The sequence below is a fragment of the Achromobacter sp. SD115 genome, assembly GCF_017355315.1.
GTDB classification, from domain to species: domain Bacteria; phylum Pseudomonadota; class Gammaproteobacteria; order Burkholderiales; family Burkholderiaceae_B; genus Achromobacter; species Achromobacter xylosoxidans_B.
The window spans coordinates 1-15,898 of the sequence record NZ_JADIJM010000046.1 but is presented as its reverse complement, the minus strand read 5'-3'; the positions used below and the strand labels follow the sequence as shown (position 1 = coordinate 15,898).

The window sequence follows — 15,898 nt, the reverse complement described above, 5'->3', positions numbered from 1 at the left end:
ACCGCAGACGCAAGACTAAAACCGGTCCGACTTTCCAGTCGGACCGGTTTTTTCTTTGTGCGGAAGGCAAATCACCCGGTTCCCGCGCCGCGCAATCAGGCTTCCAGCCTGAACTGCGGCAAGGTGATCTCATCCGACACCCGCTCGAAACACACCCGCACCCGGCTGCCTATCCTGACCGCCTCGGGCGGACTGTCGATAATGTTGGCCATCATACGCACGCCTTCGTCCAGGTCGATCATGGCGACGACATAAGGCACTTTTTCGCTCAGGGCCGCGTTGCTCGGGCGCCGGTTGATGGTGTAGGTGTAGACGGTTCCCTGGCCAGCGGACTCGATCCATTCGATGCTGTCGGACAGGCAGGCCGTGCAGAATTCGCGCGGGTAGAACTGGCGCGTCTTGCAGCAACCGCATTGCTGGACGACCAGGCGGTTTTCCTTGGCCGCGTCCCAGTACGGCTGGGTGATCCGGGTCGGTTGCGGCAGCGGGCGTTGAACTTGGTCCATGGTCAGACTCCGAGGATCAGGGTGGTGTTGCAGGAAAATACCAGGCCGGGCGCATGTACCAGGGCCAGTTCGGCCTTAGGCAATTGGCGTTCCCCGCATTCCTTGCGCAGTTGATGCACGGCCTCGAGCAGCAGCAGCATGCCGAACTGGCCGGGGTGGTTATAGGACAGGCCGCCGCCCGAGGTATTGATGGGGAAATCGCCCCCCGGCGCCAGGCGTCCGTCCGCCACGAAGGCCCCGCCCTCCCCGCGCTTGCAGAAGCCCAGCTCCTCCAGCGACTGGATCACGCCGATGGTGAAGTGGTCATAGATCTGCACCACGTCGATGTCGGCGCGCGTGACGCCGGCCATGGCGAGCGCGGCGTCGGCCGTCTGCGCCACATTGGTGTCCAGCCAGTCCGCCGTATTGAAGGGCGCGTAATGGTGCGAGAAGGACTCGGCGATGCCCATCACGTAGACCGGCGGCCGCTTGAGCTCGCGGGCGCGGGCGGCGGAGGTGATGATGACGGCGCCGCCGGCGTCGGTTACCAGGCAGCAATCGCGCTGCCGCAAGGGATCGGCAATCATTTTGGAAGCCATGACTTCCTCGATCGAGGTGTCCTCGCGGCGGTAGGCCTTGGGGTTGAGTTGCGCCCACTTGCGCGCCGCCACCGCCACTTCGGCCAGGTCCTTGTGAGTGGTGCCGTAGCGCTGCATGTGCAGTTGCGCCACCATCGCGTAATAGCCGATGGGGCTCAGCTGCCCATACGGCGTGATGAACTGGCCGCGCGGCAGGCGCATGTCCTCGGGCGTGCCGCCCACCTTGCGCGTGCCGTCCGACAGCTGGGTGCTACCGTAGGCCACCAGCGCCACCTCGCACATGCCGGCCTCGATGGCGGCCATGGCGTGGCGGATGTGCATCACGCTGGACATGCCGCCCACGCTGGTCGAATCGACATAGCGCGGCCGTATGCCCAGGTATTCCGCCAGATGCAGGCCGGCGAACTTGTCATCCACGTGCGCGAACACGCCGTCGACGTCCTGCAGCTTCAAGCCTGCATCGCGCAGCGCTCGGGCGGCTGCCTGCGCCTGCAGGTCCAGCGAGGTCATCCCGGGCACTTTCCCCAGGTCGGATTCGGCGGCGCCGACGATGGCGACCGATTTCGATAGATGCTTGCTCATGTAGGGATCTGTTCCTGTCGAAGTCGAAGAAGAAGGTTCAAAGCGTGCGGGCGATCAGCTCGCGCATGACCTCCGAGGCGCCGCCGTAAATCCGGTTGGGCCGCACGTCGGTGTAGGCGCGGGCGATGGGGTATTCGCGCATGTAGCCGTAGCCGCCGTGGAACTGCAGCAGGTCATCGATGGCGCTGGTGGCCTCGGAAGCCCACAGCTTGGCCATCGCCGCGCCGCCGGCGTCGAGTTCGCCGTCCAGGTACTGTTGCACGCAGCCGTCGACGAAGGCACGGGTGGCGGCGGCCAGGGTCTTGATGTCGGCCAGCTTGAAACGGATGTGCTGGTTGTCGATCAAGGCTTTGTCGAAGGCGCGCCTGTCCTTGGTGTAGTCCACCGTCCATTGCAGTGCGCTCTCCAGCGCCATGGCGCAGCGCACCGCGATCATCAGGCGCTCGCGCACCAGTTCCTTCATCAGATAGCCGAAGCCCTGCCCTGGCTCGCCCAGCATGTCCTCGTCCGGCACGAACATGTCCTGGAAAAAGAGTTCAGCCGTGTCCTGTGCCTTTTGCCCGACCTTGTCCAGGAGACGGCCGCGCGTGAATCCCGGCGTCGCGGCGTCGACCCAGAACAGGCTGATGCCGCGCGCGCCGGCGGCGGGATCGGTCTTGGCCACCACCAGCACGCGATCGGCATGGAAGCCGTTGGTAATGAAGGTCTTCTGGCCGTTGATGACGTAGCCGCCCTGCGCCTTGGCCGCTGCGGTGCGGATGGCCTTGACGTCGCTGCCCGCGCCCGGCTCGGTCATGGCGATGGACGCCACGATGTCGCCTTGCGCCATGCCGGGCAGGTCACGCAGCTTCTGGCGCTCGCTGCCGAAGTTCAGCAGATAGGGCGCGACGATGTCGGAATGGGTGGTGAAGCCGGTGACGCCGGTGGCCAGCGCGCGGGCGATCTCCTCCACCACGATGATGGTGTGCAGGAAATCGCCGCCGCCCCCGCCGTATTCCTCGGGTGTGCTGGGCAGCAGGATGCCGGCCGCGCCGGCCTTGCGCCATAAGTCGCGCGGTACCAGGCCTTCCTGTTCCCATTGGTAGTGGTGGGGTGTGATCTCATCCGCGATGAAGCGCGCCACCGTGTCGCGGAACAGTTCGTGCTCCGCCGAGAAAAGCTTGCGCCGCTGGTTCATGCCGTCTCCTGATCTGTCATGGTGGCCGCCTAGGCTTGCGGCCAGTAACGCTGCTTGACCAAGCGCTTGAGCAGCTTGCCGGTCTCGGTGCGCGGCATGTCGCTGGAAAAATCCACGCTCTTCGGGCACTTGATGGGCGAGATCCGGTCGCGGCAATAGGCGATCAGCTGCTGCGCCAGGTCGGAGCTGGCAGCGGCGGGATCGCGCAATTGCACGACCGCCTTGACCTCCTCGCCGAACTCCGCGTTCGGCACGCCGACCACCGCCACGTCGGCCACCGCCGGATGCGTGCTCAGCAAGTTCTCCGCTTCCTGGGGATAGATGTTGACCCCGCCTGACACGATCATGTTGGAGAGGCGGTCGGTCAGGTACAGATAGCCGTCCTGGTCCAGGTAGCCGATATCGCCATAGGTGGCCCAGCCGCGCGCGTTGTAGGCGCCGCGCGTCTTGTCCGGATCCTTGTGGTATTCGAAGGAACCGCCGCCCGAAAAGTAGATGACGCCGGGCTGGCCCAAGGGCAATTCGTTCAACCCATCCTCGCTCATGATGTGCGCCTGGCCGAACTCCGGCCGGCCGACCGAGCCGCGGTGCGCCAGCCACTCATGGGAGCCCAGCGAGGTGCGTCCCACCAGTTCGGTGCCGCTGTAGTACTCGTACAGGATCGGCCCCCACCACGCGATCATGGCTTCCTTGACGTCGGCCGGGCACGGCGCGGCCGCATGCACCGCGTAGCGCAGCGTGGACAGGTCGTGGCGCGCACGCGCTTCCTGCGGCAGGCGCAGCAGGCGGATGAACATGGTCGGCACCCATTGCGAATGCGTGACGCCGTAGGTGGCAATCGCTTCAAGCGCCGCGGCCGCGTCGAATTTTTCCATCATGACGCAGCTGCCGCCAGCGCGCAGCGCCGCCATGTTCCAGCGCACCGGGGCCGCGTGATAGAACGGCGCGGTGGACAGATAGACCGTGTCGCGGTCGAAGGCCTTCCAGGCGCTGCTGGGCGCATCGCCGACGCGGAAGTAGCGGTTGGCCACCGACAGCGGACGCTTGATGCCCTTGGGCAGGCCGGTGGTGCCGGACGAATACAGGAAGTCCGTGCCTTCCGGGGTTTCCGGCAGGGCCACGTCATCGGCATAACGCCCGACCCAGGCCTCGTACTGGATCGCGCTGGCGTCCGCGCCGTCCATGCAGACGCGCAGCACGCCGCGCGCATCCAGGCTGTCCGCATCCGTTTCGGCCTGTGTGTGGCCGGAGTAGAACAGCACGCGCGCATCGCAGTTGTCGATGATGTAGCGCGCCTCGTCGCGTTTGAGATGGCGGCTGATGGTGGTGTAGTACAGGCCAATACGGTGCGCGGCCCACAGCAGTTCGAAGAAGCGTGGATGGTTTTCCAGGAACACCGCGATCACATCGCCGGCCTGCAGGCCGGCGTCCAGCAGGGCCGCCGCGCATTTGCGGCTGCGCAGTTCCAGCTCGCGCCAGGTCACCGTGGTGCCGGACGGAATCATGCGATAGGCGATGCGGCCGGGCATCTCCCGGGCATGGTCTTCAAGTGCGGACATGAGGACTCTCCAGTTTGCTCAATGCGCCAGGCTGGCGACGCCATGGCTCAGCACCACCGTGCCGCGCTCGTGGGCCAATGCGCGGAATTGCAGGTTATCGCCGTCGCGCCAGATCTCCACGCGCAGCGTCTCGCCCGGAAAGACCGGCGCCGAAAAGCGCGCGGCGATGGCGCCCAGGCGTTGCGGCGCCGAGGAAGCGCAAGCCTGCAGCAAGGCACGCGCCGCCATGCCGTAGGTGCAAAGGCCATGCAGGATGGGCCGGTCAAAGCCGGCCGCTTGCGCCATATGAGGCAGCGCATGCACCGGATTGAGATCGCCGTTCAGACGATAGAGCAAGGCCTGCTGCGGCAGCGTGGACAGCAGCACGACCTGGTCGGGCTCGCGTTGCGGCGTGGCCGGCAGGGCTTCGGGCGCTTCGTCGCCCTGGCCGAAGCCGCCATCGGCGCGGCAGAACGACACATGCTCCACCGTCGCCAGCGGCGCCCCGCTATCGGCGTCGGAAATGTCGCGCACGGTCACTACCAGCGCGCCCTTGCTGGCGCCCTTGTCCACCACCCGCGTGACACGAGTCTGGCTGCGCACTCCGCCGGCCGCGGCCAGCGGAGCATGGAAGGTCATGCGGTGCTCGCCGTGCAGGATCTTGACCCAGTCTATGCCCGTGGCCGGATCCGCCGCCCAGCCGTTGGGCGCGCCGATGGTGGCCAGGAAGGTCGGCACCACGGCCGTCCCGTCCTCGTGCACGTAGCGCAGCTCGGCTTCGTCGGCCGGATCGCTGCCGTAGCCCAGTCCCAGCGCATAGATCATGCAGTCGCGCGCGCTATAGCGGTCGACGCGGTCCTCGAACTTCCAGTTGCGCAGCTTTTGATAATCGATTGCCATGGATCATGCCTCCCTGTGCATGCCGGCGGCACGGCGCCGCCGGCATGTTGGTCATTCCGCCTTGATGCCGGCGGCCTTGATGATTTTTTCCCAACGGTCCTTTTCCGACCGGATGAAGCTGTCGAACTCTGCCGGCGTGCCGCCCAGCGGAATGCCGCCCTGCTGCGCCAGCTGCTTCTTCACCTCTTCATCTGCCAGGACCGCGTTGAGTTCCGTGTTCAGGCGCGCCACCACGGCCGGCGGCGTGCGCGCCGCGACCAGCACGCCCAGCCAGGCGCCGACGTCGACATCGGGATAGCCTTGCTCGGCCAGCGTCGGCACGTCGGGCAGGATCTGGCTGCGTTCGCGGGTGGTGACGGCCAGCGCCCGCAGCCTGCCCGCCTTGACCAGCGGCGCCACGGTGATGACGTTCTCGACCGTGAAGTCGACCTGGCCGGCGACCAGGTCGTTGGTGGCCGGCGCCGCGCCCTTGTAGGGCACGGTTACCGCGGTGAAATCCAGGCGGCTCTTCAGCAGTTCGCCGCCCAGGTGGCCCGACGTGCCGATCATGGAAACGGCCATGGACAGGTTGCCTTGCTTCTTGCGGGCATAGTCGCGGAACTCCGCCAGCGTCTTGACCGGCGCATTGGCATTGACCACCAGCGCATTCGGCATGGTGATGATGCGGATCACCGGAGCGAAGTCCGACATGGCGTAAGGCAGTTTGCTGTACAGCGTGTAATTGACCGCGTTGGGCCCGCTGCTGCCCATGACCATCGTGTAGCCGTCGGGCTCGGCGCGCAGCAAGCCTTGCATGCCCAGGATGCCGGCCGCGCCAGCCATGTTTTCCACCACCACCGGCTGGCCCAGCCGCTCGGACAATTTCTTGCCTATCACGCGGCTGGTGATGTCCAGGATCCCGCCCGGCGAACTGGGCGCGATCAGGCGCAGAGGTTTGTTCGGGTAGCCATCGGCCGCGCGCGACATCTGCGGCAAGGCCATCGCTGTCATCAGGCTGGCCAGCACTGCCAGCGTGTTTCGCCTGCGTGTGTTCATGTATGTCTCCTGATTGGTCTTGTGTCCCGCGGGCTTGTGGCGCCCGCTGTTGCGAATCCGCGGTGCGGACCCGTTACCGCGTCAATCCACCTTCATGCCGGTGGCGTCGACCACGCCCTGCCACTTTTTCACTTCGGACTTCAGGAAGGCGCGGGCCTCTTCGGGGCCACCGGTCAGGGGCCGGGCGTAGATCCGGTCCATGAACTCCTGCACATCGGGCTGCTTGTTGATGTCGGCCACGGCTTCAGCCAAGGTCTTCAGCACCGGCGCCGGCACCTTGCCGGGCGCGGCCATGAAGTACACCGCTTCCACGTCGTAGCCCTTGAGTCCGGCCTCCTCGATGGTGGGCAGGTCCGGCATCGCTTTCATGCGTTCGCGCCCGGTCACGGCCAGCGCCTTCAGCTTCTTGGACTGCACCAGCGGAATCGCGGTGGAGACGCTGCCGAACATCATGTCGACCGTGCCCGACATCAGGTCCACCTCCGCCGGCGACACGCCCTTGTAGGGCACATGGGTCATGTCGACCCCGGCCATGACCTTGAACAACTCGCCCGCCAGATGGATGGACGAGCCCATGCCGGCCGAGGCGAAGGTCAGCTTGTTGCCGCCCGCCTTGGCCTTGCGGATCAGGTCGTCGACGCCCTGGATGTTGGAGCCGGGCGGCACCACCAGAATGTTCGGCGTGGACGCCACCATGCCGATGGGCATCAGGTCGCGCTCCCAGTCGTAGGGGTTGCGCTTCATGGCGGCGTTGGCCGCCACGTAGTTGGCCGCCATGGCGATGGTGTAGCCGTCGGCAGGGGCCTGCGTCAGCGCCTGGATCGCGATATTGCCGCCGGCGCCCGGGCGGTTTTCCACGATGAAAGTCTGGTTGAAACGTTCGCCGAGCTTTTTGGCGTACAGGCGGGCAAGCAGGTCGGTGGCGCCGCCGGGCGCGAAGCCCACGTACACCCGCACCGGCTTGTCCGGATAAGCGTCGGCCCCGCTGGCTGCGCCTACGGCAGCCAGGCTCAATACCGCGGCCAACAATCCCTTCAACATTGCCATGAGTCGATCTCCTTCCGTTTTTTTAGAGATATGGGAATGCCGGGCCAACTTATTCCGACATGCCGAACAGTATAACGATCTGCCGATATCAATTGTCAACATTTCCGATGATGTGTATATTCGTTCGGGACCTCGGAATAAACTCAAACCTGCTTGGCGCATTACCCGAGATATCGGATTTCGGCCTAGGGCGCCTTGCACCATCAGCTACAGAAGGGGAATGAAGATGGACCTGCAACTCACCGGTAAAGTCGCTGTTATCACGGGTTCCGGCCGCGGCATCGGCTATGCGTCGGCGCTGGCCCTGGCACAGGAAGGCGCCCGCATCGTCATTACCGACATCAACCCCGAATCGGTGGAACAGGCGGTCGGCAGCCTGAAGCAGGCCGGCCACGACGCCGTCGGCGCCGTGCTCGACGTCTGCGATCCCGAGCAGGTCCAGACCATGGCCGAACTGGCCGCACACAAGTTCGGCGGCATCGACATCCTGGTCAACAACGCCGGCTTCACCCGCGACAAATACCTGCTCAAGATGCCGGTGGAAGATTGGGATTCGGTGGTCGACACCATCCTCAAGGGCGCTTACTACTGCACCAAGGCCGCCCTGCCCTCCATGATGGAAAGAAAGTGGGGCCGCGTGATCAACATCGCTTCGCGCGCGCACTGGGGCAATCCCGGCCAGACCAACTACTCGGCTGCCAAGGCCGGCCTGATCGGCTTCACCCGCGCGCTGGCGCTGGAACAGGGCAAGTTCAACATCACCGCCAACGCCATCGCGCCGGGCCTGATCGAAACACCGCTGGTGCGCGGCCTGTCCACCTACGAGACCCTGCGCACCAACGCGCTGGCGCGCCAGCCGGTGCCGCGCCTGGGCGCGGTCGAGGACATCGCCAACGCCGTAGCCTTCCTGGCATCCGCGCGGTCTTCCTTCATCACGGGCGAACTGCTGCACGTGACCGGCGGCCGCTACGCTTCGTAAGACGCCCCTCCACTCTGGAATCCGTTCAGCCATGCAAAGCTCAAGCCCAGCCAGCCCCTTTCCGCCTCCAGCCCGGCAACCGCTGAAGCTCGGCCACCCCTTCGAGTCCGCCGGCCGCGCCATGAAACCGTTCGCAGACCTGACCCGCTTCACCAATCCGCGCAATATCGCCGTGGTCGGGGCCTCCGCCCGCGAATCCAGCCAGGGACGCCGCCTGTACGACAACCTGGTGCTGCATTCGTCGGTGCCGGGCGAGGTGTACGCGGTCAATCCGGCCTATCAGGAGATCGGCGGCCGGCGCTGCTGGCCGTCCATCAGCGCCTTGCCCGAGGCCGAGATCGATGTGGCTCTGATCATGATCAACGCCTCGCTGGTGTTGGATTCCCTGCGGCAATGCGCGGCGCGCGGAATTCCGTTCGCGGTGGTCATGACTTCCGGCTTCTCGGAAGCCGGCGAGGAAGGCCAGCGCCTGGAGCGCGAGATCGCCCAGCTGTGCGAGACCACCGGCCTGCATGTGTACGGGCCGAACTGTCCTGGCTTCGTCAATGTGCGCGACCGCCTGGGCATGACCTTCTCGCCCGCCTTCAAGGACGATCTGAACAGCGGTTCCATCGGTCTGGCGACCCAGGGCGGCGGACTGGGGCGCAACCTGCTGCAGGGCCTGTCCTTCGGCCAGGGCGTGGGCCTGTGGTTTTCCGCTGGCAACGAGGTCGACCTGGAGATTCCGGACTTCATCGCCCACATGGCGAACGATCCGAAAACCAGCGTGATCGCCTTGTTGATGGAAGGCGTGAAAAATGGCAGGCGCCTGACCGCCGCGCTGGAGCTGGCGCGCACCCGCAACAAGCCGGTAGTGGTGCTGAAAGTGGGGCGTTCCGAAGCCGGCGTGCGCGCCGCGCAGTCGCACACGGCATCGGTGGCCGGCACGGCCGCCGTCAACAGCGCCGTGTTCCGCCAGTTCGGCGCGATTGAAGTCGACGACCTGGACCAACTGCTGGCGGTCTCGCGCCTGCTGACGCGCATTACCCCCAAGAGCGGCAACGGGCTGTGCATCTATACCTTCTCGGGCGGCACCGCCGCGCTGGCCGCCGACATTGCCGGCGCTGCCGGCCTGCCGATGGCGGTGTTCGCGCCCGAGACCAAGGCCGCCCTGCGCAAACTGCTGCCGGATTTCGCCAGCATGGACAATCCGGTCGACACCACGGCCGACATCCTGCGCAACCCCGAGGCCTCGGCCGCCTGCCTGCGCGCGATATGCGCCGACCCGGCGCTGGGCACGGTGCTGTTCCCCATCCCCATGGACTACGGCGGCATCACGGACGGCATGGCGCAGGCCATCGCCACGGTGGCGGCCGAAACCGACACCCTGATCGTGCCGGTCTGGATGAGCCGGCGCCTGGGCGGCGGCTTCCAGTTGCTGGAAACCGCCGGCCTGCTGCCCTTCCTGTCCTTGTCGGACGCGATCGCGGCCCTGTCCAAGGCCATACCGTGGCAGCGGCCCGAAGGCGTGACCGCTGCAGCGCCCCGCCACGAGCAAGGCACGGCCGGCCAGGCCCGCATGCTCAGCGAAGCCGCGGCCAAATCCTTGCTGCGCGAAGCCGGCCTGCCGATACCCGAAGGGCTGGTGGTCGCCAGCGCCGGGCAGGCGGCCCGCGAGGCCGAGCGCCTGGGCTTTCCCGTGGTGATGAAAGTGGTCAGCGCGCAGATCGCGCACAAGACGGAAGCGGGCGGCGTCAAGCTGGGCATCGCCAGCGCCGACGCGGCGCGCGAGGCCTACGCGACCATCCATGAGTCGGTCGCGCGCCATAGTCCGGACGCCATCATCGACGGCATCCTGGTGGAGCGCATGCTGCCGCCGGGTGGCCGCGAGGTGCTGGTCGGCGTGCATCGCGACGCGGCCTTCGGCCTGGTGCTGACCTTCGGCCTGGGCGGCATCTTCGTCGAGACCATCCGCGACGTGGCCCACCGCATGGTGCCGCTGTCGCGCGACGATGCACGCGCGCTGCTGCGCGAGATCCGCTACGCCGAAGTGCTGGACGGGGTGCGCGGCCAGCCGCCAGCCGATCTCGCCGCGCTGGAAGACCTGATCCTGCGGGTCTCGGACTTCGCCTGGAGCCACCGCGACGCCTTGCAGGAATTGGAGCTAAACCCGGTCTGGGTCGGCGCCGAGGGGCAAGGCGCGACGCCGTTGGACGCGCTGATCGGTCTGCGCCCCGACGCGGAGCCCGGCCTGATGCAGCGCCGGCCATGACCGCCGCTGGACTTCTCTCATCGACCCTATCCGCCTAGGACTCGCATGGACTTCTCACTGGATTCCACCCAGATCGAATTGCGCGACTCGCTGCGCCGCTACCTGACGGCCGAAGTCGCGCCCATCGTCAACCGCTACGAGGCCGAAGCCCGCGTGGTGCCGCAGGAAATGGTCAGCGCCATGCGCGACTTCGGCCTGTTGGGCGGCATGCTGCAGGAAAAGGACGGCGGCTATGGCTTGCCGATGACGACCTACGGCATGCTGATAGCCGAGCTGGCGCGCGTCTGGCCGTCGCTGCGCAGCATCGTCAGCACCAGCAATCTGGCCGCCTCGGTGCTGAGCGACGGCGGCTCGCCCTATCTCAAGGAAAAGTACCTGCCGCGCGTCCTCTCGGGCGAGGCGATCGCCAGCTTCGCGCTCAGCGAACCCAACATCGGCTCCGACGCCGCCAATGTCGAAACGCGCGCGATGGAAACCGCCACTGGCTGGCGCGTCAATGGCCGCAAGCTCTACATCAGCCTGGGCACGGTGTGCGAGCTGGGCGTGGTGTTCGTGCAGACCCAGCGTCATAGCGGCGAACGGGGCGTGTCCTGCCTGCTGTTCGAGCGCGCCATGTCGGGCTTCTCGTCCAGTCCCATCGACAAGATGGGCATGCTGAGCTGCCCGCTGGGCGAATTACTGTTCGAAGACGTGGAGATCCCCGCGGCCAACCTGATCGGCACCGAGGGCAAGGGTTTCGCGCTGGCCAAGAAATACCTCAATATCGGCCGCTGCGTGGTGGCGTTCTCGGCGCTGGGCATTGCCGAGGCGGCCTATGAGGCGGCGGTAAAATACGCCGGCGACCGGGTCCAGTTCGGCCGGCCCATCGGCGGCTTCCAGCTGGTGCAGCATATGATCGCCGACATGATGACGCTGGTCGAAACCTCGCGCCTGCTGTGCTGGCGCGCCGCCGACGCGCTGGACCGCAACGCCGCCGACAGCCAGATGCTATGTTCGGTGGCCAAGCGCCACGCCACCGACGCCGTGCTGCGCGTGGCGGAACTGTCCATGCAGGTGCATGGCGGTGCGGGCTACACCACGCTGTTTCCCGTCGAGCGCTACTACCGCGACGCCCGCCACCTGAGCATTGCCGAAGGCACCAACCAGATCCAGGCCCTGCTTATGGCACAGAGCGTGCTGGGCATTTCCGCGTTGAAATGACCGATTACGCAACCGCCCGGGCCGGCTTCCTACTCAACTCCGACATCCTATGCCGCAAATCCTCCCTACCGCACAGCGTGTACTGCAAGTCTTCGAAGTCTATGCGCGGGAACGCCGTCCCCTGACGAATTCGGAAATGGCGCGCTTTCTCGATCTGGCCGACAGCAGCTGCTCGGACCTGCTCTACACGTTGCGTCAGGCGGGCTATCTGCTGCGCACGCCGAAATCGCGCTACTTCCATCCGACCGGCAGGCTGCTCGACGTGGCCCAGGGCATCTCGGCGGCCGACCCGCTGCAGTCCTTCGCTTCGGAAGCGCTGGAGATCCTGACGCGCCAGTCCGGCGAATCGTCGATGTGCGGCTTGCTCGACGGCAACAAGGTGAAGATCTACGCCAGCCAGGAAAGCCCGCGCGCCTTGCGCTACGTGGTGAAGGCCGGCACCACCTTCGACCTGCAGGCTGCAGCATTGGGCAAGGCCCTGCTGGGCGAAATGGACGCGGCGGAACGCAATGCGCTCATCGATACGCTGTCGTTCGAACACGTCACGGCCAACACAATCACCAACCCCGACACCTTGCGCGCGCAGATCGAATCGCAGCTGCCCAAGCACTACTTCAACAGCCGCGACGAAGGCAATGAAGGCGTGTCGGCCGTCGGCATTGCGGGGCGCGTGGGCGGGCAGCTGACCGCCCTTTCCATCGTCGGCCCGACCCACCGCATGGACGCCAACATGGAGCAGTACATCCAGATCATCCTGGACGCGCGCGCCGAGTTCTTCGAATCCTGAACACCCGATACATCATGGAGTGGCGATAGACATGGCTGGTCCCCTGAGCGGATTTACGGTGGTGGAAATGGCCGGCATAGGGCCCGGGCCCTTCTGCGCCATGATGTTGGCGGACATGGGCGCGGACGTGATCCGCATCGACCGGCTGGCGCCCGGATTCCTGGGCGGCGGCGGCACCCTCATCGACCGGGGCCGCCGCACGATCGCGCTGGACCTCAAGCAACCCGGGGCGACCGACATCGTGCTGCGGCTGCTGGACAAGGCCGACGCCTTGCTGGAAGGCTTCCGCCCGGGCGTCATGGAAAGGCTGGGCCTGGGGCCCGAGGAATGCCTCGCGCGCAATCCGCGGCTGGTTTACGGGCGCATGACGGGCTGGGGCCAGGGCGGCCCGCTGGCGCAGGCGGCCGGCCATGATTTGAACTACATCGCCATCACTGGCGCGCTGCACGCCATGGGACATGCCGGGCTGCCGCCGGCGCCACCGCTGCATCTGGTCGGCGACATGGGCGGCGGCGCCATGATGCTGGCCTTCGGCGTGCTTTGCGGCCTGCTCGAGGCCGGCCGCACGGGCCGGGGCCAAGTGGTGGACGCGGCCATCTGCGACGGCGCCTCCCTGCTGGCCAGCGCCTACCACGGCAAGCTGCAAGACGGTAGCTGGGTCAACCAGCGACAGGCCAACATGCTGGACGGCGGCGCCCACTTCTACGGCTGCTACGCCTGCGCGGATGGCAAGTACGTTTCCATCGGCGCGATCGAGCCGCAGTTCTACCGCCTGCTGCTGGAGCGCTGCGGCATCGACGACCCGGACTTCCAGCAGCAATGGGAGCGCGCGCAATGGCCGCAACTGCGCGCCAAGCTGGCCGGCATCATTGCCGGCAAGACCCGCGCGCAATGGTGCGCGCTGCTCGAAGGCACCGACGCCTGCTTCGCGCCAGTGCTCGACTTCGAGGAAGCGCCACGGCATCCCCACCATCAGGCGCGCGGCAGCTTCATCGAAACCGGCGGCATCGTGCATCCCGCCCCCGCGCCGCGCCTTTCGCGCACGCCGGGACAGGCCGGTGCCGTTCCCACACCCGGCGCCCACACGGAAGAACTGCTGGCGGAATTGGGCCTGGCGCAAGCCGAGATCCAGGCCTTGCGCGAGCGTGGCGCCATCGCCTGACGGCCCGCGAAAACTTGCGGCCAGGCCGGCATGGCGCGGCCTGGCCATCATGGAATGGCAGACATGGAGACCGATACGATGCAAGTCATCTCTAGCGAGTTCAAGACCCTGCTCTACACCGTCGAAGGCGGCGTCGCCACCATCACCCTGAACCGTCCCACCCGGCGCAACGCGCTGGACATGGTCATGCGCGAAGAGCTGGCCCATCTGGTGGGCCAGATCCGGCGCGACCGCGGCGTGCGCGTCGTGATCCTGGCCGGCGCCGGCGGCGCCTTCTGCTCGGGCGGCGACATCTCCACCATGGGCTCCGGCGGTTCCGCCGAAGAAGCGCACCAACGCATGGCCGGCCTGCTGCAGACGATAGAAGGCCTGATCACGCTGGACCGGCCGGTGATCGCGGCGGTCGATGGCCCGGCCTATGGCGCCGGGCTGGGCCTGGCCCTGACCGCCGACCTGATCCTGGCCTCGCCGCGGGCGCGCTTCTGCCTGTCCTTCCTGCGGCTGGGCGCCATCCCCGACTGCGCCACCATGTACACCCTGCCGCGCATGGTGGGCCTGCAACGCGCCAAGGAACTGGCCTTCTCCACGCGCGAATTCCAGGCCGGGGAAGCGAAGGAGATGGGCATCGTGTTCGAGATCCAGCCGCAGGAACGGATCCACGAGCGCGCGCGGCAGATCGCGCTGTCCATGGCCGAACTGCCCATGGCGGCGCTGGCGATCACCAAGCGCGGCTTCAACGCGTCGCTCAACAGCGACCTGAACGCGATGCTGGACCTGGAGGCTGCCGGCCAGGGCGTGGCCCGTTCCACCGAATACCACCGCGAGGCGGCAGGCCGTTACATGGACAAGGTGGCGCAGCGCTTCCAATGGCCGGCGAATGAGGCCGGATAGACCATCGCCATCGCGCGAAAGCAACAGATTGTCCCCAAATTCGCCGACAACCGCCCCCTTATGAAATAAACCGTCACATATTACGATTACTTTCAATCCATAATCTACGCAAGAAAATGCCACCGGCGTAGGGGGCCCGCTCTTGCGATGAAAGTCCTTTCCATATTCGGGACCCGTCCCGAAGCGATCAAGATGGCGCCCCTGGTGGCCGCGCTGCAAGGCGAACCCCGGATCCAGAGCGTCGTCTGCGTGACGGGCCAGCATCGCGAGATGCTGGATCAGGTGATGGCCTTGTTCGATCTGCGGGCGCAGCACGACCTGGACATCATGGTGCCCAACCAGACGCTCAATGGCCTGTATGCGCGGCTGATCAGCCGGGTGGACAGCGTGCTGGAAGCGGAGCAGCCCGATTGCGTGCTCGTCCATGGCGACACCAGCACCGCATCGGCCTGCGCGCTGGCCTCGTTCCACCGCCGCGCGCGCATCGGCCACGTCGAAGCCGGCCTGCGCACCGGCGATCTGGCCAAGCCCTTCCCCGAGGAAATGAACCGCCGCGTGGTCGATGCAGTGGGCGACTGGCTGTTCGCGCCCACGGCGCAATCGCGCGCCAACCTGCTGCGCGAAAACCTGTCGGGGCGCATCACGGTCACCGGCAATACCGTGATCGACGCGCTGGCCCTGACCTGCGGCAAGCTCGCCCCCGAGGGCGCGCTGGCGCAGCAGCTGGCTGCGCGCTACGGCTGGCTGGATCCGCAGCGCCGCCTGCTGCTGGTCACCGGACACCGGCGCGAGAGCTTCGGCGATGGCTTCCGGCATATCTGCGCCGCCCTGGCCGAACTGGCGCGACGCGAGGATCTGCAGATCGTCTACCCCGTGCACCTGAATCCGCAGGTGCGCAACGTGGTGATGGCGCAACTGGACGGCCTGTCGCGCGTGCACCTGATCGCCCCGCTGGATTACCTGGACTTCGTCTGGTTCATGCAACGCGCCTATCTGATCCTGACCGACTCGGGCGGCGTGCAGGAAGAAGCGCCCTACCTGGGCAAGCCGGTGCTGGTGATGCGCGACGTCACCGAGCGCCCGGAAGCCGTGCAGGCCGGCACCGTGACGCTGGTCGGCACCGACACGCAGCGCATCCTGGCCGAAGTGAACCGCCTGCTCGACCACCCTGAACTGCACGCCGCTTTCTCGCGCCGCATCAATCCCTATGGCGACGGCTTCGCCAGCCAGCGCATCGTCGACGCGCTCTGCGGCCGCGCCGTCGC

14 protein-coding genes are annotated in these 15,898 nt (G+C 66.6%); 7 read left to right on the top strand and 7 right to left on the bottom strand.

From position 1 onward, the window contains the following. Positions 1 to 95: 95 nt before the first annotated feature. The 7 genes from IPU70_RS32640 to IPU70_RS32610 form a co-directional block, all read right to left on the bottom strand. Complete coding sequence (locus IPU70_RS32640) at positions 96 to 506, bottom strand: Zn-ribbon domain-containing OB-fold protein (RefSeq protein ID WP_013392381.1); 411 nt, start codon at positions 504 to 506, stop codon at positions 96 to 98. A 2-nt stretch (positions 507 to 508) separates the two neighbouring features. Continuing rightward, complete coding sequence (locus tag IPU70_RS32635) at positions 509 to 1,666, bottom strand: acetyl-CoA acetyltransferase (protein WP_207474188.1); 1,158 nt, start codon at positions 1,664 to 1,666, stop codon at positions 509 to 511. 37 nt (positions 1,667 to 1,703) lie between these two features. Then, positions 1,704 to 2,843 (bottom strand): acyl-CoA dehydrogenase family protein, encoded by a 1,140-nt coding sequence (locus IPU70_RS32630; protein ID WP_013392379.1) that lies wholly within the window; start codon positions 2,841 to 2,843, stop codon positions 1,704 to 1,706. A 29-nt stretch (positions 2,844 to 2,872) separates the two neighbouring features. Beyond that, on the bottom strand, positions 2,873 to 4,402 hold the full coding sequence (locus IPU70_RS32625; RefSeq protein ID WP_207474186.1) for an AMP-binding protein: 1,530 nt from the start codon (positions 4,400 to 4,402) through the stop codon (positions 2,873 to 2,875). A gap of 18 nt (positions 4,403 to 4,420) precedes the next feature. Next, complete coding sequence (locus IPU70_RS32620) at positions 4,421 to 5,281, bottom strand: MaoC/PaaZ C-terminal domain-containing protein (RefSeq protein ID WP_207474184.1); 861 nt, start codon at positions 5,279 to 5,281, stop codon at positions 4,421 to 4,423. A gap of 51 nt (positions 5,282 to 5,332) precedes the next feature. After that, positions 5,333 to 6,316: a tripartite tricarboxylate transporter substrate binding protein gene (locus IPU70_RS32615; protein ID WP_207474182.1), complete on the bottom strand. Its 984-nt coding sequence runs from the start codon at positions 6,314 to 6,316 to the stop codon at positions 5,333 to 5,335. Positions 6,317 to 6,397: 81 nt separating this feature from the next. Next, positions 6,398 to 7,363: a tripartite tricarboxylate transporter substrate binding protein gene (locus tag IPU70_RS32610; RefSeq protein WP_013392375.1), complete on the bottom strand. Its 966-nt coding sequence runs from the start codon at positions 7,361 to 7,363 to the stop codon at positions 6,398 to 6,400. 226 nt (positions 7,364 to 7,589) lie between these two features. Here IPU70_RS32610 and fabG point away from each other — a divergent pair, with 226 nt between their 5' ends. The 7 genes from fabG to wecB all read left to right on the top strand — a co-directional run. After that, positions 7,590 to 8,342 carry a 3-oxoacyl-ACP reductase FabG gene (gene fabG, locus IPU70_RS32605; protein ID WP_207474179.1) on the top strand — a complete coding sequence of 251 codons (753 nt, stop codon included), beginning with the start codon at positions 7,590 to 7,592 and terminating at the stop codon, positions 8,340 to 8,342. A gap of 121 nt (positions 8,343 to 8,463) precedes the next feature. Beyond that, positions 8,464 to 10,593, top strand: a complete 2,130-nt coding sequence (locus IPU70_RS32600) for an acetate--CoA ligase family protein (protein WP_207474178.1) — start codon at positions 8,464 to 8,466, stop codon at positions 10,591 to 10,593. Positions 10,594 to 10,638: 45 nt separating this feature from the next. After that, positions 10,639 to 11,793, top strand: coding sequence for an acyl-CoA dehydrogenase family protein (locus IPU70_RS32595; RefSeq protein ID WP_207474175.1), 1,155 nt, complete (start codon positions 10,639 to 10,641; stop codon positions 11,791 to 11,793). Positions 11,794 to 11,842: 49 nt separating this feature from the next. Beyond that, positions 11,843 to 12,580, top strand: coding sequence for an IclR family transcriptional regulator (locus tag IPU70_RS32590; RefSeq protein WP_207474167.1), 738 nt, complete (start codon positions 11,843 to 11,845; stop codon positions 12,578 to 12,580). A 31-nt stretch (positions 12,581 to 12,611) separates the two neighbouring features. Continuing rightward, positions 12,612 to 13,742, top strand: coding sequence for a CaiB/BaiF CoA-transferase family protein (locus IPU70_RS32585; protein ID WP_207474162.1), 1,131 nt, complete (start codon positions 12,612 to 12,614; stop codon positions 13,740 to 13,742). A gap of 63 nt (positions 13,743 to 13,805) precedes the next feature. Then, the gene (locus IPU70_RS32580; protein ID WP_207474160.1) at positions 13,806 to 14,633 is read left to right on the top strand and encodes an enoyl-CoA hydratase/isomerase family protein; all 828 of its coding nucleotides are present in this window, start codon (positions 13,806 to 13,808) and stop codon (positions 14,631 to 14,633) included. A 147-nt stretch (positions 14,634 to 14,780) separates the two neighbouring features. Next, on the top strand, positions 14,781 to 15,898 hold a 1,118-nt coding region (gene wecB / locus IPU70_RS32575), incomplete at its 3' end, for a non-hydrolyzing UDP-N-acetylglucosamine 2-epimerase (RefSeq protein WP_207474146.1).

Bases quoted from the DNA above. Each gene is read 5' to 3' on its own strand.
- IPU70_RS32640 (WP_013392381.1), bottom strand. From the start codon at position 506: ATGGACCAAGTTCAACGCCCGCTGCCGCAACCGACCCGGATCACCCAG.
- IPU70_RS32635 (WP_207474188.1), bottom strand. From the start codon at position 1,666: ATGAGCAAGCATCTATCGAAATCGGTCGCCATCGTCGGCGCCGCCGAA.
- IPU70_RS32630 (WP_013392379.1), bottom strand. From the start codon at position 2,843: ATGAACCAGCGGCGCAAGCTTTTCTCGGCGGAGCACGAACTGTTCCGC.
- IPU70_RS32625 (WP_207474186.1), bottom strand. From the start codon at position 4,402: ATGTCCGCACTTGAAGACCATGCCCGGGAGATGCCCGGCCGCATCGCC.
- IPU70_RS32620 (WP_207474184.1), bottom strand. From the start codon at position 5,281: ATGGCAATCGATTATCAAAAGCTGCGCAACTGGAAGTTCGAGGACCGC.
- IPU70_RS32615 (WP_207474182.1), bottom strand. From the start codon at position 6,316: ATGAACACACGCAGGCGAAACACGCTGGCAGTGCTGGCCAGCCTGATG.
- IPU70_RS32610 (WP_013392375.1), bottom strand. From the start codon at position 7,363: ATGGCAATGTTGAAGGGATTGTTGGCCGCGGTATTGAGCCTGGCTGCC.
- fabG (WP_207474179.1), top strand. From the start codon at position 7,590: ATGGACCTGCAACTCACCGGTAAAGTCGCTGTTATCACGGGTTCCGGC.
- IPU70_RS32600 (WP_207474178.1), top strand. From the start codon at position 8,464: ATGAAACCGTTCGCAGACCTGACCCGCTTCACCAATCCGCGCAATATC.
- IPU70_RS32595 (WP_207474175.1), top strand. From the start codon at position 10,639: ATGGACTTCTCACTGGATTCCACCCAGATCGAATTGCGCGACTCGCTG.
- IPU70_RS32590 (WP_207474167.1), top strand. From the start codon at position 11,843: ATGCCGCAAATCCTCCCTACCGCACAGCGTGTACTGCAAGTCTTCGAA.
- IPU70_RS32585 (WP_207474162.1), top strand. From the start codon at position 12,612: ATGGCTGGTCCCCTGAGCGGATTTACGGTGGTGGAAATGGCCGGCATA.
- IPU70_RS32580 (WP_207474160.1), top strand. From the start codon at position 13,806: ATGGAGACCGATACGATGCAAGTCATCTCTAGCGAGTTCAAGACCCTG.